Origin of the sequence: Kineobactrum sediminis (assembly GCF_002868715.1) — a bacterium.
Classification (GTDB): domain Bacteria; phylum Pseudomonadota; class Gammaproteobacteria; order Pseudomonadales; family Halieaceae; genus Kineobactrum; species Kineobactrum sediminis.
Genome location: NZ_PKLZ01000002.1, coordinates 44944 through 68746, shown reverse-complemented (window position 1 = coordinate 68746; position 23803 = coordinate 44944). Strand labels below are relative to the sequence as shown.

The 23803-nt window shown below is 59.0% G+C and carries 27 protein-coding genes; 13 read left to right on the top strand and 14 right to left on the bottom strand.

Annotated elements, in window-relative coordinates; all coding sequences use genetic code 11:
- Window positions 1-117 precede the first annotated feature (117 nt).
- The 6 genes from trmB to ftsY form a co-directional block, all read right to left on the bottom strand.
- Complete coding sequence (gene trmB / locus CWI75_RS03885; protein WP_101520184.1) at window positions 118-831, bottom strand: tRNA (guanosine(46)-N7)-methyltransferase TrmB; 714 nt, start codon at window positions 829-831, stop codon at window positions 118-120.
- 3 nt (window positions 832-834) lie between these two features.
- Window positions 835-1212: a DUF423 domain-containing protein gene (locus CWI75_RS03880; protein ID WP_101520183.1), complete on the bottom strand. Its 378-nt coding sequence runs from the start codon at window positions 1210-1212 to the stop codon at window positions 835-837.
- A gap of 52 nt (window positions 1213-1264) precedes the next feature.
- Window positions 1265-2119 (bottom strand): RNA polymerase sigma factor RpoH, encoded by an 855-nt coding sequence (gene rpoH, locus CWI75_RS03875; RefSeq protein ID WP_101520449.1) that lies wholly within the window; start codon window positions 2117-2119, stop codon window positions 1265-1267.
- A 143-nt stretch (window positions 2120-2262) separates the two neighbouring features.
- Entirely contained in the window at window positions 2263-3255 is a 993-nt protein-coding gene (ftsX, locus tag CWI75_RS03870; RefSeq protein ID WP_146003544.1) for a permease-like cell division protein FtsX, read from the bottom strand.
- Window positions 3252-3914 carry a cell division ATP-binding protein FtsE gene (gene ftsE / locus CWI75_RS03865; protein WP_101520182.1) on the bottom strand — a complete coding sequence of 221 codons (663 nt, stop codon included), beginning with the start codon at window positions 3912-3914 and terminating at the stop codon, window positions 3252-3254. Before ftsE ends, ftsX begins: the two co-directional genes overlap by 4 nt.
- On the bottom strand, window positions 3911-5077 hold the full coding sequence (gene ftsY / locus CWI75_RS03860) for a signal recognition particle-docking protein FtsY (RefSeq protein ID WP_101520181.1): 1167 nt from the start codon (window positions 5075-5077) through the stop codon (window positions 3911-3913). Before ftsY ends, ftsE begins: the two co-directional genes overlap by 4 nt.
- Before the next feature lie 75 nt (window positions 5078-5152).
- Here ftsY and rsmD point away from each other — a divergent pair, with 75 nt between their 5' ends.
- Window positions 5153-5752: a 16S rRNA (guanine(966)-N(2))-methyltransferase RsmD gene (gene rsmD, locus CWI75_RS03855; protein ID WP_175580192.1), complete on the top strand. Its 600-nt coding sequence runs from the start codon at window positions 5153-5155 to the stop codon at window positions 5750-5752.
- 75 nt (window positions 5753-5827) lie between these two features.
- Window positions 5828-6313: a pantetheine-phosphate adenylyltransferase gene (gene coaD / locus CWI75_RS03850; protein WP_101520180.1), complete on the top strand. Its 486-nt coding sequence runs from the start codon at window positions 5828-5830 to the stop codon at window positions 6311-6313.
- A gap of 29 nt (window positions 6314-6342) precedes the next feature.
- Here the strand turns inward: coaD and mutM are convergent, their stop codons facing one another.
- The 4 genes from mutM to radC form a co-directional block, all read right to left on the bottom strand.
- Window positions 6343-7155 carry a bifunctional DNA-formamidopyrimidine glycosylase/DNA-(apurinic or apyrimidinic site) lyase gene (gene mutM / locus CWI75_RS03845; RefSeq protein ID WP_101520179.1) on the bottom strand — a complete coding sequence of 271 codons (813 nt, stop codon included), beginning with the start codon at window positions 7153-7155 and terminating at the stop codon, window positions 6343-6345.
- 106 nt (window positions 7156-7261) lie between these two features.
- A complete protein-coding gene (rpmG, locus tag CWI75_RS03840; protein WP_027950179.1) occupies window positions 7262-7417 on the bottom strand; it encodes a 50S ribosomal protein L33 in 156 nt (51 codons plus the stop codon).
- Window positions 7418-7443: 26 nt separating this feature from the next.
- Complete coding sequence (gene rpmB, locus CWI75_RS03835; RefSeq protein WP_101520178.1) at window positions 7444-7680, bottom strand: 50S ribosomal protein L28; 237 nt, start codon at window positions 7678-7680, stop codon at window positions 7444-7446.
- A 150-nt stretch (window positions 7681-7830) separates the two neighbouring features.
- Complete coding sequence (gene radC, locus CWI75_RS03830) at window positions 7831-8505, bottom strand: RadC family protein (RefSeq protein WP_101520177.1); 675 nt, start codon at window positions 8503-8505, stop codon at window positions 7831-7833.
- Between the two features lie 104 nt (window positions 8506-8609).
- Between radC and coaBC the strand changes: the two genes are divergently transcribed.
- The 4 genes from coaBC to slmA all read left to right on the top strand — a co-directional run bounded on the left by coaBC (window position 8610) and on the right by slmA (window position 14019).
- Window positions 8610-9815, top strand: a complete 1206-nt coding sequence (gene coaBC / locus CWI75_RS03825) for a bifunctional phosphopantothenoylcysteine decarboxylase/phosphopantothenate--cysteine ligase CoaBC (protein ID WP_101520446.1) — start codon at window positions 8610-8612, stop codon at window positions 9813-9815.
- The gene (locus CWI75_RS18630; protein WP_101520176.1) at window positions 9808-12342 is read left to right on the top strand and encodes a phosphomannomutase/phosphoglucomutase; all 2535 of its coding nucleotides are present in this window, start codon (window positions 9808-9810) and stop codon (window positions 12340-12342) included. The genes coaBC and CWI75_RS18630 overlap by 8 nt, the downstream gene beginning before the upstream one ends.
- Before the next feature lie 43 nt (window positions 12343-12385).
- Entirely contained in the window at window positions 12386-13288 is a 903-nt protein-coding gene (gene argB / locus CWI75_RS03815) for an acetylglutamate kinase (protein ID WP_101520175.1), read from the top strand.
- 95 nt (window positions 13289-13383) lie between these two features.
- Complete coding sequence (gene slmA, locus CWI75_RS03810; protein ID WP_101520174.1) at window positions 13384-14019, top strand: nucleoid occlusion factor SlmA; 636 nt, start codon at window positions 13384-13386, stop codon at window positions 14017-14019.
- A gap of 56 nt (window positions 14020-14075) precedes the next feature.
- Here the strand turns inward: slmA and CWI75_RS03805 are convergent, their stop codons facing one another.
- Both CWI75_RS03805 and pyrE read right to left on the bottom strand, forming a co-directional pair.
- On the bottom strand, window positions 14076-14693 hold the full coding sequence (locus CWI75_RS03805) for a hypothetical protein (RefSeq protein WP_101520173.1): 618 nt from the start codon (window positions 14691-14693) through the stop codon (window positions 14076-14078).
- A 36-nt stretch (window positions 14694-14729) separates the two neighbouring features.
- On the bottom strand, window positions 14730-15374 hold the full coding sequence (pyrE, locus tag CWI75_RS03800) for an orotate phosphoribosyltransferase (RefSeq protein ID WP_101520172.1): 645 nt from the start codon (window positions 15372-15374) through the stop codon (window positions 14730-14732).
- A 180-nt stretch (window positions 15375-15554) separates the two neighbouring features.
- Between pyrE and CWI75_RS03795 the strand changes: the two genes are divergently transcribed.
- Window positions 15555-16319 (top strand): exodeoxyribonuclease III, encoded by a 765-nt coding sequence (locus CWI75_RS03795; RefSeq protein WP_101520171.1) that lies wholly within the window; start codon window positions 15555-15557, stop codon window positions 16317-16319.
- 42 nt (window positions 16320-16361) lie between these two features.
- Here the strand turns inward: CWI75_RS03795 and rph are convergent, their stop codons facing one another.
- The gene (rph, locus tag CWI75_RS03790) at window positions 16362-17081 is read right to left on the bottom strand and encodes a ribonuclease PH (RefSeq protein WP_101520170.1); all 720 of its coding nucleotides are present in this window, start codon (window positions 17079-17081) and stop codon (window positions 16362-16364) included.
- Window positions 17082-17243: 162 nt separating this feature from the next.
- Here rph and CWI75_RS03785 point away from each other — a divergent pair, with 162 nt between their 5' ends.
- Window positions 17244-18116, top strand: a complete 873-nt coding sequence (locus CWI75_RS03785; RefSeq protein WP_241521072.1) for a YicC/YloC family endoribonuclease — start codon at window positions 17244-17246, stop codon at window positions 18114-18116.
- Between the two features lie 49 nt (window positions 18117-18165).
- On the opposite strand, the gene CWI75_RS03780 is transcribed toward CWI75_RS03785, so the two are convergent.
- Window positions 18166-19875, bottom strand: coding sequence for a tetratricopeptide repeat protein (locus CWI75_RS03780; protein WP_101520168.1), 1710 nt, complete (start codon window positions 19873-19875; stop codon window positions 18166-18168).
- 215 nt (window positions 19876-20090) lie between these two features.
- On the opposite strand from CWI75_RS03780, the gene CWI75_RS03775 reads away from it, so the two are divergent.
- From CWI75_RS03775 to CWI75_RS03755, 5 genes are all read left to right on the top strand, one after another.
- The gene (locus CWI75_RS03775) at window positions 20091-20726 is read left to right on the top strand and encodes an SCO family protein (RefSeq protein WP_101520167.1); all 636 of its coding nucleotides are present in this window, start codon (window positions 20091-20093) and stop codon (window positions 20724-20726) included.
- Between the two features lie 257 nt (window positions 20727-20983).
- Entirely contained in the window at window positions 20984-22006 is a 1023-nt protein-coding gene (locus CWI75_RS03770) for an OmpA family protein (RefSeq protein WP_101520166.1), read from the top strand.
- 127 nt (window positions 22007-22133) lie between these two features.
- Window positions 22134-22754 carry a DUF6498-containing protein gene (locus CWI75_RS03765; protein ID WP_146003543.1) on the top strand — a complete coding sequence of 207 codons (621 nt, stop codon included), beginning with the start codon at window positions 22134-22136 and terminating at the stop codon, window positions 22752-22754.
- A complete protein-coding gene (locus CWI75_RS03760) occupies window positions 22747-23241 on the top strand; it encodes a hypothetical protein (RefSeq protein WP_101520164.1) in 495 nt (164 codons plus the stop codon). Before CWI75_RS03765 ends, CWI75_RS03760 begins: the two co-directional genes overlap by 8 nt.
- Complete coding sequence (locus CWI75_RS03755) at window positions 23220-23702, top strand: DUF3137 domain-containing protein (RefSeq protein WP_241521071.1); 483 nt, start codon at window positions 23220-23222, stop codon at window positions 23700-23702. Before CWI75_RS03760 ends, CWI75_RS03755 begins: the two co-directional genes overlap by 22 nt.
- The last annotated feature ends 101 nt before the right edge of the window (window positions 23703-23803 follow it).

Here is a 23803-nt window from a genome sequence, read left to right as displayed (position 1 = left end):
AATAGTCTCCGCGTGGAGGACGAATGGATACCAACTGGTCTATCGCGGCACTATAAGGCAGAAATGTGACAGAAATATGACAGGCAATCACCGAATGGCGAGTAAACTTGCCGGCGCCTACGCGTTGTTGTCTTCAGCGCTGCGTGTCGGGCGCTGAAAGACCAGATCCCATACCCCGTGGCCCAGGCGCTCACCACGGAGCTCAAACTTGGTGAGCGGCCGCTGCGACGGGCGCGGGGCGTATTGGTCCACACCCGCGGTATTTACCAGGTTGGGTGTAGCGGAAAGCACTTCCAGCATCTGCTCTGCGTAATCTTCCCAATCGGTCGCGAGGTGCAGTATCCCGCCGGGTTTCAGATGGCGTACCAGTTGGGCAGTAAAGCCCGGCTGAATGAGGCGCCGCTTGTTATGGCGCTTCTTGTGCCAGGGATCGGGGAAGAATATCTGTATGGTGTCCAGTGACGACTCTGCAATGCAGTCACGCAGCACCTCTACCGCGTCGTGGCAGTAGGCACGAATGTTTCCTACCTCGCGCTCTGCCATGGTGTGCAGCAATTTGCCGACCCCCGGACGATGCACTTCAATGCCGATAAAGTCCTTTTCCGGCGCGGCTGCGGCCATGGTTACCAGTGACTCACCCATCCCGAAGCCGATTTCCAGCACTCGTGGCGCGGTACGACCAAACACCACATCAAAGTCCGGCGCGCCGTCACCGTGCAACAACCCGAAGTGCGACCAGTTCTCGTCATAGGCGCGCTGCTGCCCTGGTGTCAGGCGCCCCATGCGTAATACGTAGCTACGAATTGGCCGTTGCTGTACAGAGTCGGTCATGGTTCAGACTGCCAGCTTCCAGCTCGCGGCGCCGAGGCAGGCCCAGCCCGCTATAAAGGCGAGACCGCCCAGGGGAGTCACGGCACCGAGCCAACGGATGCCTGTAATACTCAGGAGATAGAGGCTGCCTGAAAAAATCACCAGCCCGAGGATGAACAAAATGCCACTGCTGCGCAGCAGATTGATACCCGGAAAACCTGCGGCGAGGAGGCCTACCGCGAGCAGAGCCAGGGTATGGTAGAAGTGATACTGGACCGCAGTCTCGAATATGCCCATCGCATAGTCGTCCAGCCTGCTCTTCAGTGCATGAGCACCAAACGCTCCGAAACTGACCGCGAGAACGCCGCTCAAGGCGGCGCTGAAAATAAAGAATTGTGCCATGATCTGGACCTGATACCGGAAGTGCTACAGTTTAACACCCCGCCGCTGAAAATCAGGCAGCAATTGCCCCGCGCAATTTTTTCATTGCGTTCTGCTCAAGCTGGCGGATGCGCTCAGCAGAAACCGCGTACTTGGCCGCCAATTCGTGCAGGGTGGCTTTTTCTTCAGCCAGCCAGCGTTGGGCAAGAATATCACGGCTGCGTTCATCGAGATCGGCCAGTGCCAGGTAAAGCTGCTCTTCACTGTTTTCCTGCCAGTCGTCGGATTCCACCGCTGTAGCCGGGTCGCTGCGCTGATCTTCCAGAAAATACTGCGGTGCCTGCCAGGCGTCTTCGTCGTCCTGGTCCAGCGGCGAATCAAATGCGACATCGCGGCTACTCAGGCGCCCCTCCATCCGCTGGACTTCGGTAATATCCACACCGAGATCACTGGCCACCGCCTGTGCCTCTTCCGGGCTCAACCAGGCGAGGCTTTTCTTGGCGCTGCGCAGGTTGAAGAACAATTTGCGCTGGGCCTTGGTAGTGGCGATCTTGACGATTCTCCAGTTGCGGAGAATGAATTCATGCATCTCTGCCTTGATCCAGTGCACGGCGAAAGACACCAGGCGTACACCCTTCTCGGGATTGAAGCGCTTGACGGCCTTCATCAGGCCAACGTTGCCTTCCTGGATCAGGTCCGCCTCGGCCAGGCCATAACCTGAATAGCTGCGAGCAATGTGCACCACAAAGCGCAAATGGGACATGATCAGTTCGCGCGCAGCAGCCACGTTGTCGTTGTAATACAGGTCTTCCGCCAGCTCATGCTCCCGTTCCGGAGTAAGCAAAGGGATTCTGCCAACGGCTTGCACATAGGCACCAAGATTGGCCCCGGGCACCAGCTGGTCAATCGGTTGCAATATCGTGCTCATGTGAAAATCTCCCTGTTCAATGCCGACAAGTTTAGCACTCATCCTATTAGAGTGCCAACATGTGGGAAGTTCAGGTTAAACTCCGATGTAAAATTTTTTCGCATGGAAAACAGTGGGTTAGAGCCAGGATGTAGGGAGGCGGACTAGCGCGGGGCAATACTGCCGAGATGGCGGGATACCGCCAGCCAGGCGCCCGTCAAACCCAATAACCCGCCCAGTATCACCAGGTTCAAGCTGCCCATGATACCCAGCCCGCCCAGGCGAAAGGTGCTTTGGTATGACTGGGCCAGATCGGCCACCGGTGCACCCAGGAACCAGAGTGCCGTGGCTACCAGAAGGGCCGCAAAAAAACCGCCGCCCACCCCATACCAGAGGCCGGTATATAAAAAGGGCCGGCGCACAAAGGCATTGCTGCCCCCGACCAGCTTGACGATTACAATCTCTTCGCGACGGCTCTCAATGGCCAGGCGAATGGTATTCCCGAGAATCAGCACCACGCCCGCCACCAGGATTCCACCCAACGCCAGCACCAGGCGTTGCCCCAGTTCCATCAGGTTGTTCAGCCGCTGTAGCCAGGCCATGTCCATCACCGCCTCGGCAACCCTGGGGTCTGCGGCCAGCTCCGCATGCAGCGTCATCGATTGGTTCGCGCCGCTGACGGGGGTCACCAACAGGAGATTCGGCAGGGGGTTTTGCTCAAGACTATCCAGGACGTCAGCAAAGCCGGAAAGCGCGGTGAATTCCCTGAGGGCCTCGTCCCGGGAGATATGAATCACCTCTGCGATATCCGGTCGGGCCAGTAATTCCTCGCGCAGGGTTTCCGTCTGCACGGCGGTTACCGAATCCTTCATGAACAGCGACAACTGCGCAGGACTGTTCCAGCCGTCGCTGATCTGGCGGGCGTTACTCAATCCCACCTCCAGCGCCGCCGGCAGAGCGAGGGCAATACCAATCACCAGCCAGGTCAACACGCTGGATACGGGGGCGTTGAATATTCGCTCCAGACTATCCGAAGCCGACTGACGGTGGTGGGCCAGCCAACCGTTATAGCGCTGTCTCAGGCTGATGCCGCTGGCACTGGCACCCTCCCGGCGAACACCCGCTGCTGAGTGCTTTTTATTGCGACCGGATATCATCCGCCGCTACTCACCAGGCGGCCTTCGCGCAGGGTTAAAATGCGGTGGCGCAGGCGGGAAATCAACGCCAGATCGTGGCTGGCTATCACCACCGTTACCCCGACCTGGTTAAAGGCCTCGAAGAGCTGCATGATCTCCGCGGAGAGTGCCGGATCGAGGTTGCCCGTGGGCTCGTCGGCGAGCAGGATACGGGGTTTGGCCACTACTGCCCTGGCGATCCCGACCCGCTGCTGTTCACCCCCGGACAGGGTGATGGGCAGGGCGCGTTCCCGGGCCAGCAGGCCGACCTTGTCCAGGGCGGCGCGAACCCGACGTCCAATTTCGCGGTGCTCATAACCGGCAATCACCAGCGGCAGGGCCACATTGTCGAATACGGTCCGGTCAAACAGCAGCTGGTGATTCTGGAACACAACGCCAATATTGCGTCGGTGCCGGGGGATGCCCCGGGCCTTCACTTTCGCCAGGTTCTCACCGTCGATAATTATCTGGCCCCGGGTGGGACGCTCAATCAGCATGATGAGACGCAACAGCGTGCTTTTACCCGCGCCGGAATGGCCGGTGAGAAAAACCAGCTCGTCCCGGCCCAGTTCAACGCTGACCTCCCGCAGGGCTTCGTGGCCCTCCGCGTAGCGCTTGCTCACCCGGTCAAAAGTAATCATTTGCTATGGCTGTCGTCACCCGCAAACAAGGCGCGAATGAAGGGCTCGGCCGCAAAGGGGCGCAGATCTTCCGCAGTTTCGCCAACACCAATAAAGCGTATGGGTAATCCCAGCTTGCGGGCGATGGCAAAGATGACCCCACCCTTGGCGGTGCCATCCAGCTTGGTCAGGGTGATACCGGTGACACCGACTACCTCCTGAAACTGGCGGGCCTGGGTAAGCGCATTCTGGCCGGTGCCGGCGTCCAGTACCAGCATGATCTCGTGGGGAGCTTCCGGATCCAGCTTGGCCATCACCCGAACCACCTTTTTCAGCTCGTCCATCAAGTGGTCCTTGTTATGCAAGCGACCGGCAGTATCCGCGATCAGGACATCGACATTGCGTGCTTTTGCCGCCTGTAAGGCGTCGAACAATACCGATGCGCTGTCCGCCCCGGTTTGCTGGGCAATTACCGGCACCTCGTGCCGCTCCCCCCAAACCTGCAGTTGTTCCACAGCCGCTGCGCGGAACGTATCCCCCGCTGCCAGCATTACCGATCGACCCTCAGCCTGGTAGCGACGCGCCAGTTTGCCGATGGTGGTCGTCTTGCCCACACCATTGACGCCCACCATGAGAATCACAAAAGGCTTTTTACCCGTAACGTCCAGGGGCTTCTCGCAGGGTTTGAGCAGCTCGAGCAGCTCCTCTTGCAGGGCGTCACCCAAGGCCTCGGGGCGAGTGAGCTCCCTGCGGGAAATGCGCCGCGTAAGGCTGTCGATAACCTCCACGGTTGCATCTACGCCGACATCCGCCAACAGCAACCGCGACTCGAGCTCCTCCAGCAGTTCGGTGTCAATTTCCTTACTTCCCAGGAACAGGTTGCCCAGGCCGTGCACCAATGTGTCACTCGTGCGACCAAGACCGCGACGCAGGCGCGCAAAAAAACCGCTCTCGCTGGTATCGGCGCTGTTGTCGCCCGGCGCGACAGGTGCCCTGGGTCGCTCGGCGGGCATGGCGTGCCCTGCTCGCGGGGCACCATCGCCGGGTTCGACTGGCTGCACGGGGAGATCGGCTACATCCTCTGCCGACGCCTGGGATTCCGGGGCTTCCGCGGGAGTCTCAGAATCGCGAGGGGCGTCTGCAGCCGGATCGGTCTGGTTCTTTTTTCGTTTAAAAAACTTCATAACTCTCGTGCTAGAGTGCGCAAGGGGGATCTCTGCGGATTCCCGTATCTTATCACTCTTGGGCGGAGCGAAGAAATGACGGGCAGGCGATCATCGCAGCAACGGGATGCCCAGGTGGGACCAGGCACACTGAGAATTATCGGCGGCCGCTGGCGCAGCCGCAAGCTGGATTTTGTCGCCACAGAGGGCCTGCGCCCCACCACGGACAGGGTGCGGGAAACGCTCTTTAACTGGTTGGCGCCGGTTATTCGCGATGCACGCTGCCTGGACCTGTTCAGCGGCAGTGGCGCGCTGGGCCTTGAAGCTCTGTCCCGGGGCGCCGCCTACTGTGACTTCGTTGACTCCGAGCAAAATAATCTGGCGCACATAAGGCGCCATCTGCAGACCCTTGGCGCCGACCAGCAGGCTCACTGTCATCATTGCACTGCCGCTGATTTTCTTGCCCGCGCCGAGCACCGTTACGATATCGTCTTTATCGACCCGCCTTTCGGCCAGGACCTGGTACCGCCGGCCTGCGCAGCCCTGCATGGCAACAAACTGCTTAACAACAAGGCATCCGTTTATATCGAAACAGCCGTGTCCGACCTTGTCCAGCTGCCACCGGAACCGTGGCAGCTGTATCGGGAAAAGACCGCCGGGGCAGTAAGATATTGCCTGTATCATTATCACCCTTAACCCGAAGTGGCCATTTGCACCGGAAACACCGAATGTTTACTATCCGCGGCTTGATCCCTGTACCTGAGCGCTGACATGAGAACACACACGGTAATTTATCCCGGCACCTTCGATCCCATTACCAATGGCCATGTGGATCTGACGGAACGGGCGGCGCGCCTTTTCGGCAAAGTTGTTGTTGCCATCGCCCACAGCGAGAAAAAGACCCCCATGTTCAACCTTGAGGAGCGCGTCAGTCTTTGCCAGCAGTCGCTCCAGCATCTCCCTAACGTGGAAGTGGTGGGGTTCAGCAATCTGCTGATCGACTTTGCGCAAAGCCAGGGATCGCGCTGTGTACTGCGCGGATTGCGGGCAGTGGCCGACTTTGAATACGAGTTCCAGCTGGCCAACATGAATCGCGCCATGGACCCCGAGTTCGAGAGTGTGTTTCTGACTCCCTCCGAACATTTGTCCTACATTTCTTCTTCCCTGGTGCGGGAAATTGCGGTACTGAATGGTGATATCACGCCCTTTGTACCCGAACCCGTCGCCCGGGCCCTCGAAGAGAAGTTCCGCCGCTAGGAACCGGGCCTCGTTCGCCGGGCACGTATTCAGCGCTGGCAGGCTACGCAGTACACCGTCGTCCGCTGCGCCAGCCTGGCCTCCCGCAAGGGCCTGCTGCAGCGCTTGCAGGCTTGCCCTCCGCGACCGTACACCAGCAATTGCTGGGCGAAATAGCCGGGCTTGCCGTCACCGCCGACGAAATCCCGCAAAGTCGTCCCACCCTGGGTTATCGCCGAACTCAGCACTTGCCTGACATGGCCGGCCAGCACCTCATAGCGCGCCAGCGCAATGCGTCCCGCAGGTCGCTGGGGATGAATGCCGGCAAGGAAAAGAGCTTCGTTCGCGTAAATATTACCCACGCCCACCACGATACGCCCGTCCATGAGAAAGGTTTTTACCGGCGCCCGCCGGCCTCGTGACTGCCTGTACAACAGGGCTCCGGAAAAGCCGGGCGACAGTGGTTCGGGTCCCAGGTGCTGCAGCAGGGGATGTTGCTCGCCCGGTTGCAGCCAGAGCATACAGCCAAAACGACGGGGGTCGTTAAAACGCAGGCAATCGCCGCTGCCGAAACGGATATCCACATGGTCGTGGCGCATTGGCGGGCTGGCATCGCGAATCACCCGAAGCGACCCGGACATACCCAGATGCACCAGCAGGCTGCCTGCCACCGTATGAAAAAGAAGGTATTTGGCGCGCCGCTCTACTGCCCCTATGTACTGACCCTGCAGGCACTGGGCCAGATCCAGTGGAATCGGCCAGCGCAGTCGACGCTCGCGAACATCCACGGCGACTACCTGCTGGCCCAGACTCCAGGGCTCAACACCGCGGCGCGTGGTTTCAACTTCCGGCAACTCAGGCATGGCGTTCCACAGGCACTGCCCGCATCGGCATGGCCGACCGCTGCACCTGCCAAAAAAAACCCGGCGTAAGCCGGGATTTTGAATGCATGAGAAGAGGCGGGATCACTTACTTGATCTTGCCTTCCTTATACATCACATGCTTGCGAACAACCGGATCGTACTTCTTCATTTCCAGTTTGTCCGGGGTGGTGCGCTTGTTCTTGTCAGTGGTATAGAAGTGCCCTGTACCGGCTGACGAAATCATTCTGATCTTGTCTCTCATCGCTATTCTCCTTCAGCTCAGGCCAATCAGACCTTGAGGCCATTTGCGCGAATGTCGCTCAACACCTGCTCGATGCCTTTCTTGTCGATGATGCGCATGCCCTTGCCGGAAACTCGCAGGGTCACAAAGCGCTTCTCGGACTCAACCCAGAACCGGTGGTGATGTAAGTTTGGCAAAAAACGGCGACGGGTGCGGTTCTTTGCGTGTGAAACATTGTTTCCAGTGACCGGACGCTTACCGGTGACCTGACATACTCTTGCCATGATTGCCTCTCCCATTACCACGGGAATTGTAAAAATCGATGTGGCCAAATGGGTCTGAATGGTACCCCGGCCGCGCGGAGCGCGACTTTATACCAGAACACCATGGGCTACGCAAGCTAAAAAGGGGGCGGGCCAGCCACCTGCGCGCGCTCACAAGAGCCCGCTTTCGGCAAACGAATAGCTTTGGCCGCGACCGATAATAACATGATCCAGCACACGAATATCCAGTAAAGATAAAGCGGACTGCAGGCGCTCGGTAATCCGGCGATCCGCCTGGCTCGGTTCGGCCACGCCCGAGGGATGATTATGGGCAAGGATCACTGCTGCAGCATGATATTGCAGTGCCCGTACGGCCACTTCCCTGGGATACACTGCAGCGCCGTCGAGGGTGCCAAAAAACAGGTCCTCGCAACGCAGGATGCGGTGCTGGTTATCAAGGAACAGGCAGGTAAATACTTCCCGGTGCTGGCTACCAAGGTGATGTTGCAGAAAGTGACGTGTCTGCTGCGGGCTGGACAGGGAACTGCCGGCACGGGCACCTTCGAGGGCGTGTCGCCTGGCCAGCTCGAGGGCGGCCTGCAACTGGGCATACTTGCCCGCACCCAGCCCAGGGCATTCCAGTAGCTCCTCAGGCACGGCTGCCAGCAGCCCAGCCAGGCTTCCGAAACGCAGCAATAACTCCCGGGCAACATCAACGGCGGAATGGCCGCGGCGGCCAGTACGTAGCATGATCGCCAGCAGTTCGGCATCGGACAGGGCCCGGACACCCAGTTGCAACAGTTTATCCCGGGGGCCTTCACCTACCCCCCAGTGCTTGATCGACATCGACTCGCCCTCCCTGGCTTTCCACCGTATGCAGTGTCAAATTAGCTGACGTAATGGTATTGTTTCGTCCTCTTTCAACCTATTGTCCCAATTGGGTGGCCGCAGTGGCACATCTTTTTAATCGCAATGTTGTGCTCGGCATTAGCGGTGGTATCGCGGCCTATAAATCCGCGGAACTGGTACGCCAGCTAAAACAGCTCGGCGCTGACGTACGGGTGATCATGACCCGGGGGGCGCAGGAGTTCATCACCCCGCTGACCCTGCAGGCCCTGTCTGGCCGACCGGTACATACCGATCTGCTGGATGTGGAGGCGGAACTCGGCATGGGTCATATCGAGCTGGCTCGCTGGGCTGACCTGTTGGTCATTGCCCCGGCAACGGCGGACCTGCTGGCGCGCCTGGCCGCCGGCAGGGCGGACGACCTGCTGACCACGGTTGCGCTGGCAACTGCCGCCCCGAAATTGCTGGCGCCGGCAATGAACCAGCAGATGTGGCGCGACCCTGCCACCAGCGCAAATATAGCCACACTGCAAAAGCGCGGCCTGCAACTGGTTGGACCGGGAGCCGGGGACCAGGCCTGCGGCGACGTTGGCCCCGGGCGCCTGGAGGATCCCGCCATTATTGCCCGGGCTGCAGCGGGCCTGTTCAGCAGCGGCCTGCTGGCGGGTAAGCGCGTGGTAATTACCGCTGGCCCAACCCGGGAAGCACTGGATCCGGTGCGCTACATTTCCAATCATAGCTCGGGCAAAATGGGTTACGCACTGGCCAGAGCGGCGGTGGATGCCGGCGCACAGACCATACTCGTCAGCGGGCCCGTGGAACTGGCAACACCGGATCACGTAAACCGCATTGACGTACAGAGCGCCGATGACATGCTTGCCCAGTGCCTTGCCCTGGTTGCAGATTGTGATATTTTCATTGCCTGTGCAGCAGTGGCCGACTATCGCCCAGGCACGATCTCCACGGAAAAAATCAAGAAAGGACCGGAAAAAATCAGCCTGGAACTGGTCCGGAATCCCGACATCGTCGCTGCTGTCGCGGCCAGTGAGCACTCACCTTTTACCATCGGGTTCGCTGCCGAAACCAATGACCTGCTGGCCTATGCGAGCTCGAAGATGGAGCGGAAAGGGCTCGACATGATCGTCGCCAACGACGTATCCGATCCCGCGATTGGTTTCAACAGCGACCATAACGCAGCCACGGTGCTCTGGCCCGGAGGCAGCCGGGTTCTGGAGGAGGCATCCAAGGCAACAATTGCGCGGGATATCATTCGCCTTATCGCAGATCGGGTATCCCTAATTCGTGACTGATCGGGATTCGCACAACATACGCAGTGCAGTCGTTCGCGGCAACGGGTTGCAACGGATCGTCAGTGTTGCCCTGCTGCTTGCCCTCGCGCCTCTTCTGGCGGGCTTTGCCTACCTCAGCCTGGTCCGGGACGACCACATCGAAAGCCAGCAGGCCCACCGTTTCAGCAATGCAATAGCCCGCCAGCAGGCAACGCAACTCCATAATATAGTCAGCAACGTGCGCAATCGACTCGAGACAGCGGCACACTCTGGCATCGGGCAGAAAATGCTGTATACCGCCGACCCCGAACAACTGGACAACATCGGGCAATCATTACTGGAATTCTTCCCGGAGCTGACCAGCCTGTATCTGATACCCATCAGCGATATGGGCACCGCCAGCCTGCGCGAAAACCAGGGTGGGCTCCGCAACCATATCGAACTCGACCTTGTCCGCCGGGCGGTGTCGGGTGCAAAGACCGGGCCTGAAACCTATCGCCATCAAAATGAAACCTACACATCCCTGGCTCAATCCGCACCGAAGCCCGGCGAAGGCGGGCAGCAGATTGTGATTCTGGCGACCTTTGCGGAAACATTCTTTGCCACCCAACTGGAGACACTGGATACAGGCCATGGCGAAGTCATTCTGCAACAGCTGTATGGTGACAAGCCCGAAAGGATCGCCGGTGTAGGTGAGAGCAATAATGCCGGCGAAGCTTTCCGGGCAACCCACGCCGTAGCCGATACTGCCTGGCAGATCACATTCGTCCCGGCGGACAGCATGCTGCATTCATTGTCTGTCGATCCCGTCCCGCCGCGTCTGGCACTGGGCCTGGCCCTGCTGGGCCTGCTTGCTGCCGTGACTACCATCATCCTCTGGTTCCCGAGACTGATCCGCCGCGACGTAGACCGGGTGATTGCCGGGGTCGGACTGAACACCCAGCTTGTGCTGGAGACGCCCCAACTACTGCCGCTGGCCGAGTACCTGCACCAGCGTGAGACGGCTTCACGCCCGGCACAGCCCTTTGAGCAGCCAACTCCGCAAGCCGGTGAGATGCCCGACGCCCTCACCGGACATCACCTGACCAATCCCATCTTCCAGCGTGACAATATAATGGTGGACGACTCGGAGATACCCGGCGCACCCGCGCAACGCGGTGCGGGTGCCACGCCTGAAGTCCTGCCCGAACATATTTTCCGGGCCTATGACATCAGGGGGCATGCCGATCTTGAGCTGACCGATGAAACCGTCTATCTGGTCGGTCGCGCGCTGGGCACGCTCGCGGCAACCAAGCCCCGGCCGGCGATGATAGTCGCCTGTGATGGTCGCCATTCGAGCCCGCGGATCAAGCAGACAATGATAGACGCCCTGCTCACTTCCGGCTGTGATGTCATTGATATCGGGTTGGTTCCCACGCCGCTACTGTATTTTGCCACCCACCATCTGCACTGCAGTTCAGGGGTCATGGTTACCGGCAGCCATAATCCGGCAGTTGATAACGGCCTGAAAATTGTCCTGTGGGGGCACACCATAGCGGCCGGAACAATCCAGGGTATTCGCGAATCCGCGCTGGCAGGGGAATTTCACGAGGGCAAGGGCAGCATCACCCAACATGATATTGTGCCCGCCTACCTTCAGGAAATCGTCGACGACATCAATCTGCCGGCAACCCTCAAGGTGGTGGTCGACGCCGGCAACGGCGCGACAAGCGTTGTGGCGCCACAGCTGTTCGCGGGGATTGGCTGTGAAGTAGTCCCTCTTTATTGCGACATTGACGGCAGCTTTCCAAATCGCTCTCCCGACACCAGCCGTGAGGAGAACCTGGCGGACCTAGCCGCTCTTGTGGTGCGTGAAAAGGCCCATTTCGGCGTCGCCTTTGACGGTGACGGCGACCGCCTGGCGGTAGTTACGGCATCCGGGCGTATCCTGCGCACCGATCAGTTGATGATGATATATGCCCAGGATGTCGTTTCACGAAACCCCGGCACTGACGTGGTATTCGATGTGAAATGCAGCCGCAGCCTGGCCCAGCTGATAACGGAATATGGCGGTCGGCCGGTACTGTGGAAAACCGGCCACGCCTTCATGAAAGAGAAGATGGCGGAAACCGGTGCCCTGCTGGGCGGCGAGTTTTCCGGTCATATCTTTTTCGGCGAGCGCTGGTACGGTTTTGATGACGGTATCTATGCAGCAAGCCGACTGGCAGAGATTCTCTGCAACCGGGACGAGACCCTGGACACGTTGATGGCCGCGTTCCCCGACTCGGTCAATACGCCGGAGATCCTGATTGCAGTACCAGAAGACAAGAAATTCTCCCTGATCACGCGTTTTATCGAACAGGCCCGCTTCCCCGAAGGGACAATCACGACTCTCGACGGCCTGCGGGTGGACTTCAATGACGGCTGGGGATTACTGCGGGCGTCCAATACCGGGGCCGCACTTACTGCACGCTTTGAAGCCTCCAACAGCAAACGGTTAGAGGTTATTATTGGCACGTTCTCAGACCAGCTGGCACGTATCGACCCTACGCTGAAAATTATTGCCTAGAGCCACTTGTGCCTGGCACAACCTACCCCGGACAGGACCCCATATGTCTCTTGATCGCGAATCCGCACTCAATATTGCCGAAGTACTGACCGAGGCGCTGCCCTACATACAGCAGTTTACCGGCAAGACCATCGTGGTGAAATTTGGCGGCAACGCGATGGTTGACCCCGAGCTGCACGAAAGCTTCGCCCGGGATATAGTGTTGATGAAGCTGGTGGGAATGAACCCGGTGGTCGTTCATGGCGGCGGGCCGCAGATTGGCGAACTGCTGAAAAAACTGAATATCCATACCGAATTCGTCAATGGCATGCGGGTTACCGACAGCGCCACGATGGATGTGGTGGAAATGGTGCTGGGCGGCAGTGTAAACAAGGAAATCGTATCCTCAATAAGCCGGGCGGGTGGCAAGGCGATAGGCGTCACCGGCAAGGACGGCCAGCTGATACGTGCGCGCAAGCTGCAGGTCAGCCGCTACAGCCCGGAACTTGGCGCATCGGAAATTATCGATATCGGCCATGTTGGGGAAGTTGAGCAGATTGATACCGAAGTGTTGCAGGTTATCCTCGGCAGCCACTTCATTCCGGTCATTGCGCCTATCGGCGTCGACCGGGAAGGCAACACCTATAACATTAATGCCGATTTGGTGGCGGGCAAGATCGCCGAGGTAATGCAGGCTGAAAAACTGATGCTGCTAACCAACACTGCCGGCCTGCTGGATAAAGAGGGCAACATCCTCACTGGCCTCAGCACGAGGCAGGTCGACGAGCTTATCAGGGACGGCACCATCACCGGCGGCATGCTGCCCAAGATCGACTGCGCCCTGGATGCGGTCAAGTCGGGAGTCGCCAGTGCCCACATTATTGACGGCCGGGTTCCCCATGCAATACTCCTGGAAATCTTTACCAACGTGGGTATTGGGACCCTGATCACCCGTCGGGCGAGTTAATCGGGGAAGAAAAGCGTTGCCGGCGGGCGCTGCTTGTTGCAGGAGCGGCGGCTAGTCGCTAGCATAACTGCCAATTAACGCAAACTGTGAGCGATATGCCACCCAAGACATCCCCCCGCCGCCAGCAGATCCTTGAGGCCCTCGCCCAGATGCTGGAGGCGAGCCCCGGCAATCGTATTACGACTGCCGGGCTGGCGCGCCAGGTGGGTTTTTCGGAAGCTGCGCTCTATCGCCACTTCCCCAGTAAGACCAAAATGTTCGAAGGTCTCATTGAGTTCATCGAGGATACCCTGTTTTCACGCATCAGCATCATCCTCGCCGAGGAACCCACCGCCGCAAAACGTTGTGAAAAAATGCTGATGCTGCTGCTGGCGTTTACCGAGCGGAACCCGGGCATCACCCGAATCCTTACCGGCGATGCGCTTACCGGTGAGACCGAGCGCCTGCACCAGCGGGTTGCGCAGCTGTTTGACCGCTACGAAACCCAGCTGAAACAGGTGATTCGCGAAGCCGAGCTGCGCGAAGGGCTGCGTCCGGTCATAACGGCAGGGGCTGCAGCGAACTTACTGATGGCATCCGCTGAAGGCCGCATCGCACAGTTTGTGCGCAGCGGTTTCTCGCGGCCACCAACGGCACAGTGGCAGGAGCAATGGGCTGTCCTGATTGGGGGTTTCTTCCGGGAGGCCGTCAGCTCTCCACAACCGGGGTCAGCGGGCACCCTGGCCCGCTGAAAGCCTGCCCGCAACGGTTTGCGCGTATCTGAGCTTGATGCTGCGGCATCGCTTTCCTAATTTGGCGCATCCTCCAGCATCCTGAAGCGGGCGATATCTGCGGCAAAACGGGCTTTTGCCTCCGCAATTTCGCGCTCGCGCTCAATGATCCGGCGCCCGTCCACGGCCATCTGCTGCTGGAGATCAGCGATTTTCCCAAGCAGGGCCGGATCAACAACCCTGCCGCTGCGCTCAATGTCAGCCGCGCGGGCCTGAAACGTTTCCACCTGCCGCCTGAGGTTACCGCGATTATTCTCCAGGATACGAATGCGTACGTTCCGCTCCGCCAGTGCACGGTCACGGGCTGACTCTATGTCGCTCACACTGCTATAGCGCAATTTCAGGTTTTTATCCCACTGCGCCAAACGCTCCCGCTCAAGCGCAGCGAGTTGCCGCGCGTTCATATCGGTGTTGCCCTCCGCCGCTGGCCTGGGCGCCACGACCCGGATGACCACGCCGCGATTGTTGAGCACCTCATAGCCGGAGGCCACGTACTCAGGGGGCACCCGAAAGTCGATTACCACGACACCCTCGCTGTTGCGATAACGGTATAACTCACGGTTGTTCTGGGCCAGACCGGAGGCGGCGCAGAACAGGCAAGTTACCAGAACCAGAAGTGCGGGCTTTCCGATCATCTCTGCAACACAAACCCGATTAGCGGAACACGCATCTCAGACACCGTAATGCCTCCGGTATTCCCGCATTCCCTCGAGAGCGTCACTCTGCCCGGCAGCGGACGCCTCCAGGTAATCAATGATATTGGTCATATCGATAATGCTGAGCACCGGGATGCCATACTCGGCCTCAATCTCCTGGATTGCCGATCGCTCTCCTGCACCGCGCTCCTGCCGGTCCAGGCCAATGGCAACCCCCGCGAGGGTGGCCCCGGCGGCGTCGATCATGGCAATCACCTCACGTACCGCGGTGCCTGCGGTAATGACATCGTCAATTACCAGCACCCGCCCCTGCAAAGGCGCACCCACCAGGGTACCGCCCTCGCCGTGAGCCTTCGTTTCCTTGCGGTTATAGGCAAAGGGAGCGTCAATCCCATGTTGATCCGATAGCGCGATCGCTGTTGCTGCTGCCAGCGGAATACCCTTGTAAGCCGGGCCCAGCAACACATCAAACCCGATACCCGAAGCCATGATGCGCGCCGCATAACAACGCCCCAGTGCGGCCAGAGCGGCGCCACTGGCAAAAGCGCCGGCGTTGAAGAAATAAGGGCTCAGGCGCCCGGATTTGAGGGTGAACTCGCCAAACCGGAGCACGTCATAGCGGCGTGCCAGTTCAATGAATTCCTGCTGATAAGTTTGCATATACTGATCCGGTACCGGGTAAAATCTGCGCTTTGGCGAATATGGGGTTATGCTTTACAGCTCACGCCGCTATTATGGCTGCGTGCGCATGTTCGCAACATGACATGCCGGCAGCTAATGGAATAGGGAGCCGCGGGCATTATCAGGTATGATACACCCTCTCTCAGTAAGGGGACATGAATGAGGATTATCAGTTTCAGTGCCGACGGCATCCAGAATGCCGCCCGCAACGGGTTTTACGACTGGATGGCCGAACAGGATGCGGATTTTGTCTGTATTCAGGATTTGCGCTGCACTGAGTATGATTTGCAGGATGACCTGTATTTCCCCAGGGACTACAACGCCTACTTTTTTGATGATGTGAACGGCAAGTCAAACGGTGTCGCCATTTATTGCCGGAAATTGCCCAAGGCCATTATGACCGGCCTGGGCTTCGCCGATTTTGATATGGAAGGCCGCTACATCCAGGCCGATTATGAAAACCTCAGCGTAGGCTGCCTGCTGGCACCTTACGCCGAGCCGGGCGATGCCGGGCAACTGGCTCGCAAAAGCGAATTCTTCAACTTGCTTGCGCATCACCTGCAGAAAGTCAGCAACAAGCGCCGTGAATTCATTATCTGCGGCAACTGGCACATCGCCCATACGGCCGCCGACGTAGAGGACACGGAGCGCAATAGCAACACGCCCGGTTTTCTTGCCGAAGAGCGCCAGTGGATGGATGAGCTGGTTGAATCCGGTTACGTGGACGCGTTCCGCGAGATCAATTCAGACCGGGATGAATTCAGCTGGTGGCCGGACGGTACGCCGGGCAGTAACGGCTGGCGCACCGATTTCCAGATCATATCCAAAGGCCTCAAATACGCGGTGGACTACGGCGCCATCTACAAGGCCAGGGCCTTTTCCAGCCATGCACCGGTCATTATGGATTATGACATAGAGCTTTAGGCCCTCGCGCCTTCAGCTCCATGTTGACATCGCCGGTCAGCGTCAGCCCGCTAAAGCCTGTTTTTGTAGTGCAAGCAACTGGGTAATACCGTCTGCCGCCAGATCCAGCATTGCATCCATCTCTGCCCGGGCAAAGGGCTGGCCCTCTGCGGTGCCCTGCACCTCCATGAAGCCGCCCTGCTCACCCATGACAACATTCATGTCGGTATCGGCTTTCGAATCCTCCTTGTAGTCCAGGTCCAGCACCGGGACACCCTGGAAAATCCCTACTGATACTGATGCGACCATCTGCACAAGCGGATCAGTGGTTATGAGCTTGCTCCGTTGCAGGTGGTTCAGGGCATCCACCAGCGCCACACAGGCACCGGTAATTGCAGCGGTGCGGGTACCACCATCGGCCTGGATAACATCGCAATCAATCGTGATGGTGTATTCCCCCAGTTTTTTCAGGTTGACCGCCGACCGCAGTGAACGCCCGATCAGGCGCTGGATTTCCAGGGTGCGCCCACCCTGCTTGCCGCGACTGGCCTCCCGGTCCATTCGCGAACCGGTAGAGCGCGGCAACATGCCATATTCCGCCGTTACCCAGCCACTGCCGCTGCCGCGCAGGAAACGCGGCACCCCGGCCGCAACTGATGCGGTGCAAATAACGCGGGTGGCCCCAAACTCCACCAGTACCGAGCCCTCCGCATGGCAGGTAAAGTCGCGGGTAATGTTGATGGCGCGTAAATCCGAGGGCGCGCGGCCACTGGGTCGTTGCATGGGTAACTCCGGTTGATTTGAAAGCGTGGCAGTATACGCGAGCCAGGCAGGAGCTGCAGGCGAAACCGGGCTTTGCCACACACAAACCGCCGAAGCCGCGCTGGGAGGAGACGGGGCAAACTGCTAGACTCGAATACCAGTCAATTCCGCCAGGACAGTATTTTGTCTCAGATTCATAGCATGACGGCCTTCGCCCGGGAATCTGCCACAATCGGGCAGAGCCTGCTGACGGTAGAGATCCGCTCCGTTAACCAGCGCTATCTCGACTGTTCATTCAAATTACCGGACAGCCTGCGCAACCTGGAGGCTGGCCTGCGCGAACAGGCAACAGGGAGGCTGGCCAGGGGCAAGGTAGAGTGCCTGTTCAGAGTACAGAGCCAGGGCGCGGGAACAGGCCCGCTCACCGTGAACCGGGAGCAGTTGCAACAGGTATTGGCGGCAGCGGCCGAAGTAACAGCGATACTGCCCGCCAGCCAACCCCTGAATCCACTCGAGGTTCTGCAGTTCCCGGGCGTTTGCCAGGCCAGCGAAGATAGTGAGGAAGTATTGCAGGCCACGGCCACCGAGCTGTTTGGGCGGGCGCTGGACGCATTGGTTGCCGGCAGGCAGCGGGAAGGAGAGAAGCTGGGGGCCATGATCTACAGCAGGATTGCCGAGCTTGAAACGGAAACCAGCGCTGTGCGCGAGTTGATGCCGGGCCTCAAACTTCAGCAGCGTGAACGCTTGCTGGCACGCCTGGCCGAACTCCAGGTGGATATCGACAATAGCAGGCTGGAGCAGGAGCTGGTATATCTGGCCCAGAAAGCGGATGTTGACGAGGAACTGGATCGCCTCCAGACCCACGCCGGGGAAGTCCGTCGAACACTCGACAAGGGCGGCCCCTGTGGTCGACGCCTGGATTTCCTGATGCAGGAGTTGCACCGCGAGGCCAATACCCTGTCCTCAAAGTCCATCGCCAGCAGCAGCACCCATTCCGCTGTCCAGCTCAAGGTATTGATCGAGCAGATGCGGGAGCAGGTGCAGAATATCGAATAGCGTCCCGATGCCGTTGCGGTCACTACACCCGCAACTACTTCAATCCAGCTTAAAAACGCGACCCGGTCAGCTCAATATCTGCATGCGCCCACGCGGTATTGTAACGAAGACGGATATCCGCGGCCGCCTGCTCTCGTCCTTGCACAGTCAGCGCCTCGGCCAGCCCAAACAGGGACCAACCGTTTTCCGGGTTACGTTTCAGCTCTTCCCGGTAGGTAAATTCGGCCTCCTCAGCGCGACCCAGCTCCAGCAACACTGCGCCGAGGGTCTGCCGTACCGGTGCATGCCAACCGGGCGGTTCATCGTAGGGAATCGCATCTTCCAGAACAATCGCCTCTGACAGCGCTGCCACCGCCAGGCTGCCGTCTCCCTGCGCCGCGGCGAGTTCACCCGCCAGCACCCGTTCAGCCACCTGGGTTCCCTGTATCAGCGAGTAGCGTCCCCAGGTCAGCAAAGACCTGATACGCGGGTCCTCGGTGGCTGCCAGGAGGGCCTGGTGATGCACTGCTGCATCCTCAAGCCGCGCCTGCCGAATGGCAGCCAGGCCCTGGGCGTAATGCCAGATGCCCACATGAAAAGGCAGGTCATCCGCCGGCCTGGGAATCAGTGTAATGTCGTCCCAAAGGCCAAAGCGCACCTTTGCATATAACGGGGTCAGGGAAAATTGTTGCAGGGCTTCCATGCCCGGCATGCGCATCAACTCGGGGTCACTGGTACGCTCACCCGTGGCCTCGGCAGCAGCCAGTGCAACCGCACGCTCTCCGGCCATTGTGGCGGCAAACCATAAAAAGTGATGGTTGTGCGGCACATAGCCCAGAGGATAAACCCCCGGCATCGGACGACAGGTAGCCAGATAGAGATCATCGGCTTTAATCGCGTCCCGATTGACTTCGCTGGCATCATGCCAGCGCCCAACCCGGGCGTAGATATGTGCCGGCATGTGCACCAGGTGACCGGAACCGGGGATCAGGTCCCGCAGGCGATCTGCTGCCGCGGCGCCCCGGCCCGGGTCCGGCGAAGCCTCCACCGCGTGGATATAAAGGTGGAGCGCACCGGGATGGGACTCGTTGCGGGCCAGAATCGACTCGAGTTGAGCCACGAACTCAGTGGTATTGCCTTTGGGGCGACCTTCGGAATCCCAGAAATCCCAGGGCTGCAGGTCCATCAATGCTTCTGCATGGAAGGTAGCGGCATCCAGGTCATCCGGGTACTGCTGCACCAGCTTCGCCATTGCCGCTGCATAGGCGATGTCCAGCGATGTGCGATCCTCTGGGGGATGCTCGGCGTAACGGGATGAGAGAGCCTCGATATAATCCCGTTCCCGGTCGCTTGCCTGGCCGGCCAGCGCGCGGGCTGCCTGCAGACGTTCCCAGGCAACGGGGTTTTGCGCCGGGTTCATACCGGCATTGACATGGGGACCCAGCACCAGGGCAGCGCCCCACCAGCACATGGCACATTCCGCATCCAGCTCCAGCGCTCGCAGAAAGGATCGCTCGGCCGCGTCGTGGTTGAACCCGTAGGTGAGCATCAAGCCCTGGTCGAACCAGCGCTGTACTTCCGGGTTCCGGGTGGTCACCACCATACTGTGCTCTCCGAGGCCCTCAAGGAATGAGGCGCCTACCGGAGCAATCGTGGGCAGTGCCGGTAACCCGGCCGAGGTAGTGTCGGCGATTGTTACTTCGTGGTCACCCGTGGCGAAGTAAAAACCCCCACCGATGGCAAGCACACTGATCAGGATCAAAAGGTGAACGGCTTTCATGGAGAACCTCCGCGCGCTCTGCGCAAGTACTACACGTACTGGTTGCAGTAACTGTCTGACGGACACTCCAGCAGGCGAGCTCACCAGAAAGCTTTTGTAGGGAGCTTTGGTAGATTGCCGCGCGGGGGCGTTGATGATTACAGCCTGTTTTTCTTCTAGCATACTATTGCGAAAAGCGCTACCCTTATTTGTCTCGCTGGCTACCAGGAGGTTCTATGCCAACGGCCACACCGGGCTGGATAGCGGCGCTGGCAACAGCGATCCTTATCAGCATGCTGATTCTGCTGACGCGACCACCATCACAATCCCTGAGCCTGCACACGGGCGTTGCCCTGACGCCGCCCCTGGCAGTGCCGGCCTTCAATCTTATCGACCACAGCGGCAACCCGTTTACGGAAGAGGCGCTTGTTGGCCAGTGGAACCTCGTATTTGCAGGCTTTACACACTGTCCGGACATCTGCCCCACCACCCTCAACACATTCAACAGGGTCTACGAAATACTGGGCGACAATGCGCAGGGGTTACAGGTCATTTTACTGACCGTAGACCCCGAGCGTGACACCTCCGAAGCACTTGCGCGTTATCTGGATTTTTTCAATCCGGCATTCAGGGGAGTCACCGGTGACCAGGAACAGCTGGAACTGCTCTACGGCAGTCTGGGCGTAAAGCATATCCGTATCCCGGGTGCGAAGGGCGAGTACAGCGTGGATCACTCGGCATCACTGCTGCTGGTAAACCCGGAGGGTCACCTGGCGGGCTACTTCATGCCACCTTTCAACGCCGAGTTGCTGGCGGTGGACCTGGATCCCCTGGTGGCGACCAGGGCCGCGAGATCTTCAGGGCTATTATGAAATAGCTGCTTTAAAGAGTTGTGCAAACAGCTTCACTCTTCACTACGCAGGCGTTTATGGCAGGCCAAGGTGGCCTTCCCGGCCCTTACTTCACACCGGCTGGCATAAGATACCGCGCCGTCACGGTTGGTAAAAAGCTTTGAGCAGCTGCGAATAAAAGGGTAGTGTCCCTTTACCGGCATTCATTGTCGGCAAGCATCCGCGAGCTTTCCCGGCAGCAGCTGGATGTAATAACAAGCTGCCGGAGGAATGTACAGATGCCCAGACCCGGTGTTCTTTTCCTGTCCCTGATTCTGTTCCAATTGCCCATGGGCGGCGTTTTTGCCGCTGATTTCAGCTGCAAAGATGCCGACTGGGCCAGCGACCATGCCGAAGTGCCACGATATGCCGATGCCTGCCTCATCGGCTCCACTCATGTGGGTTTCGATGCTTTTGAGCTCCAGCTGGGCAAAATCGTACGCAATCCCGACGGCAGAGGCTTCACAGCGGAACAGACCCGGATGGTCGAGGGTGCACATACGCGGTTGCTCTACCTGGTCCCTCCCGGCCCCTCAATGCTGGGCCTTGTACGCAGTTACCAGAAAGCCCTGGAGGACCGGGGCTACAAGGTCCTGTACCTTTGCCGCGAGGGTGAGTGCTCGCAAGTGAGCAGCACACTTCTGGACAAGCTCGGCTGGCCGAAAGAGCGACCTATCCCGGCTCCTTCTCCCCGGGAAGAAATCGTGATGAATCGCGCCTTCCTGGGTACGAACACCCAGAACCTGCTGGTGGCGGAAAATGCCGACCAGAGTATACAGGTATCCATTTTTATCGGTCGGGCCTCTACCGCTGTTCCAAGCATCAGAGGCGGCACCCTCGCCCTGATCGACGTCGTGGAGTCCGGCGAACTGGAAGTGCGGATGATCGATGCCGAGGCCATGGATAACGCACTCACGGAAACCGGGCGGATAACGCTGGAAAATATCCATTTCGAAACCGGTAGTGCGCGCCTGACTGCAAACTCGGACCCGGCGCTGCAGGAAATGGCGCGATTGCTCGCGGAAAAGGCCGAGCTGAACGTTTATATCGTCGGTCACACCGATAATGTGGGCACCGTGGAAAACAACCTGGCCCTGTCCCGAAACCGTGCCGCCGCCGTAGTAACGGCACTGGAAACCCGTTTCGGGGCGGTTGCGGGACGGGCGGTTGCGGCGGGTGTAGCGTCTTATGCACCACTGGCCTCCAATGCCACCGAGGCCGGACGTGCCCTGAACCGCCGGGTAGAGCTCGTGCTGCGCTGACTAACACCGCGAGATCGGCGCTCGCGATGGTACTTGAGGCAGGTAGAGGGGGCCCGACCCACACCCGGGTCTCCCGGCTCCCGGGGACACTACAATGAATACCGGCGCCAACGCCAGAGAGCTGATCATGTCAACAACACTGGCCCTGCCTGCGTTGGTTGCGGTCAATCTGCTGCCCTTAACCGGTGTCGTTTTGCTCAACTGGTCGGTATTTGATGTCCTGCTGCTATATTGGGCTGAAAACCTCATTATCGGCGGCTTCAATGTCGCCAGGCTCTGGGTTCTGTTCCGTCGCTGTGATGACCGCAGCGTGCTTTGGCTGATGCCATTTTTCTTACTTCATTACGGCCTGTTTACTTTCGGTCACCTGTTGGCTCTGCTGGCCTTTTCTCAGCTGCAAAATGGCGCCTGGGGGGAAATGTCCACTGTGTTTGCTGCTTCATTTCTGGCCCTGGCAGTGAGCCATGGCATCTCCTTTTTTGCATACTTTCTCGGCCGGCAGGAATATCAGCACGTCACCCATTCGCAACTGATGATTGCGCCTTATCAACGGGTAATGGTTTTGCATGTCACCATTCTTGTCGGCGGTCTTGCCGTTATGTGGCTGGGCCAGCCCCTGTTTGCACTGGCTTTGCTGGTGCTACTGAAGATCGGCATTGATGTAACCACCCATGTCGCGGAGCACAGGCGACTGCAGTCGCCAGCCGAGGCAGCGCCCGAGGTATTCCGGAGATGGAACAATGAGTGAGTATTCACCCCCCGAGAGTGCGGCCCTGGATGCCGCGATAATATCACTAGAGGGTGAGCGCGAAGAACGCCGCCGGAAAATTCTGCGCCAGGCCAGGATCCTGGCGGCCATAGTGGCAGCCAGTGCGCTGGCGCTGTTGGTTGTAGCTGGCATCGCAGCCGCCTTGATGGCCCTTACCGCCGGCGTGATACTGGCTGTCTATCTTGCAAATCGGGCGCAAAAAGCCTGGGAGCTAAGCGTACGAACACAAGTTTTGCACCCGATATGCGATGCAATGGGCGACATGCAGTATCTGCCGGTGCCACCTGTTGGCAACAACCTGATTGCGCCGTTTGAGGCATTAAGCCTGATCGGTAGTTCAAACCAGCAAATACTGGAGCATTATTTTCCGGGGGCTATAACGATCGACGCTTCGAGTGCCTGCACGCGGACCTCGGCAATCGCAGCAAGAGCGCGACGACACCGGTGTTTCACGGGTTTCTGTTGAAGGTCGAAACGGCCTCCAGCGTCCCGGCGCAGACCATCATATTGCCTAATGTGCTCACCGCCAGGCGGCAGCGGAAACGTACTGTGATTGAACTGGGTAACGTCGTTTTCGACAAGAAGTTCCTGACCAGCTATGAGACCGCCAACGCGGATGGAGAGCAACTGGCGAGGACAGTGGTCAACTCATCCATGCAACAGGCATTGCTGGACATCAATGATCGGGAAAGCCGCCAGGCGAACGGTATCGCCGCTATCCGCGTGGGCTTCATGCACGACAGCGTTTATATTGCCCTGTCGCGGTGGGCACAAAGCAGCTCGATACTGGGTCTTAACTTCGAAAGCCAGCGCCCGTTTCTGCAAATGCGATTTTTGCTACGCGCAAGGTCCGACGTGCCGGAGTCGGTAGCGGCGATGGTAGAGGATATTGGTACGGTGCACCGGATTGTCCATGCGCTGGAGTGAGGCACGGCGACAACCCCGTTGGCTATTACGCCAGGATAATACCCTCAATCTATGGCCTGCAGGCCTTCGATCAGTGGGTAGTTAAACGGTAAGCGTGTAAA

What these genes read in the sequence shown, in the direction of transcription:
- trmB (WP_101520184.1), bottom strand. Translation starts at nt 831, where the DNA reads ATGACCGACTCTGTACAGCAACGGCCAATTCGTAGCTACGTATTACGC.
- CWI75_RS03880 (WP_101520183.1), bottom strand. Translation starts at nt 1,212, where the DNA reads ATGGCACAATTCTTTATTTTCAGCGCCGCCTTGAGCGGCGTTCTCGCG.
- rpoH (WP_101520449.1), bottom strand. Translation starts at nt 2,119, where the DNA reads ATGAGCACGATATTGCAACCGATTGACCAGCTGGTGCCCGGGGCCAAT.
- ftsX (WP_146003544.1), bottom strand. Translation starts at nt 3,255, where the DNA reads ATGATATCCGGTCGCAATAAAAAGCACTCAGCAGCGGGTGTTCGCCGG.
- ftsE (WP_101520182.1), bottom strand. Translation starts at nt 3,914, where the DNA reads ATGATTACTTTTGACCGGGTGAGCAAGCGCTACGCGGAGGGCCACGAA.
- ftsY (WP_101520181.1), bottom strand. Translation starts at nt 5,077, where the DNA reads ATGAAGTTTTTTAAACGAAAAAAGAACCAGACCGATCCGGCTGCAGAC.
- rsmD (WP_175580192.1), top strand. Translation starts at nt 5,153, where the DNA reads ATGACGGGCAGGCGATCATCGCAGCAACGGGATGCCCAGGTGGGACCA.
- coaD (WP_101520180.1), top strand. Translation starts at nt 5,828, where the DNA reads ATGAGAACACACACGGTAATTTATCCCGGCACCTTCGATCCCATTACC.
- mutM (WP_101520179.1), bottom strand. Translation starts at nt 7,155, where the DNA reads ATGCCTGAGTTGCCGGAAGTTGAAACCACGCGCCGCGGTGTTGAGCCC.
- rpmG (WP_027950179.1), bottom strand. Translation starts at nt 7,417, where the DNA reads ATGAGAGACAAGATCAGAATGATTTCGTCAGCCGGTACAGGGCACTTC.
- rpmB (WP_101520178.1), bottom strand. Translation starts at nt 7,680, where the DNA reads ATGGCAAGAGTATGTCAGGTCACCGGTAAGCGTCCGGTCACTGGAAAC.
- radC (WP_101520177.1), bottom strand. Translation starts at nt 8,505, where the DNA reads ATGTCGATCAAGCACTGGGGGGTAGGTGAAGGCCCCCGGGATAAACTG.
- argB (WP_101520175.1), top strand. Translation starts at nt 12,386, where the DNA reads ATGTCTCTTGATCGCGAATCCGCACTCAATATTGCCGAAGTACTGACC.
- slmA (WP_101520174.1), top strand. Translation starts at nt 13,384, where the DNA reads ATGCCACCCAAGACATCCCCCCGCCGCCAGCAGATCCTTGAGGCCCTC.
- CWI75_RS03805 (WP_101520173.1), bottom strand. Translation starts at nt 14,693, where the DNA reads ATGATCGGAAAGCCCGCACTTCTGGTTCTGGTAACTTGCCTGTTCTGC.
- pyrE (WP_101520172.1), bottom strand. Translation starts at nt 15,374, where the DNA reads ATGCAAACTTATCAGCAGGAATTCATTGAACTGGCACGCCGCTATGAC.
- CWI75_RS03795 (WP_101520171.1), top strand. Translation starts at nt 15,555, where the DNA reads ATGAGGATTATCAGTTTCAGTGCCGACGGCATCCAGAATGCCGCCCGC.
- rph (WP_101520170.1), bottom strand. Translation starts at nt 17,081, where the DNA reads ATGCAACGACCCAGTGGCCGCGCGCCCTCGGATTTACGCGCCATCAAC.
- CWI75_RS03780 (WP_101520168.1), bottom strand. Translation starts at nt 19,875, where the DNA reads ATGAAAGCCGTTCACCTTTTGATCCTGATCAGTGTGCTTGCCATCGGT.
- CWI75_RS03775 (WP_101520167.1), top strand. Translation starts at nt 20,091, where the DNA reads ATGCCAACGGCCACACCGGGCTGGATAGCGGCGCTGGCAACAGCGATC.
- CWI75_RS03770 (WP_101520166.1), top strand. Translation starts at nt 20,984, where the DNA reads ATGCCCAGACCCGGTGTTCTTTTCCTGTCCCTGATTCTGTTCCAATTG.
- CWI75_RS03765 (WP_146003543.1), top strand. Translation starts at nt 22,134, where the DNA reads ATGTCAACAACACTGGCCCTGCCTGCGTTGGTTGCGGTCAATCTGCTG.
- CWI75_RS03760 (WP_101520164.1), top strand. Translation starts at nt 22,747, where the DNA reads ATGAGTGAGTATTCACCCCCCGAGAGTGCGGCCCTGGATGCCGCGATA.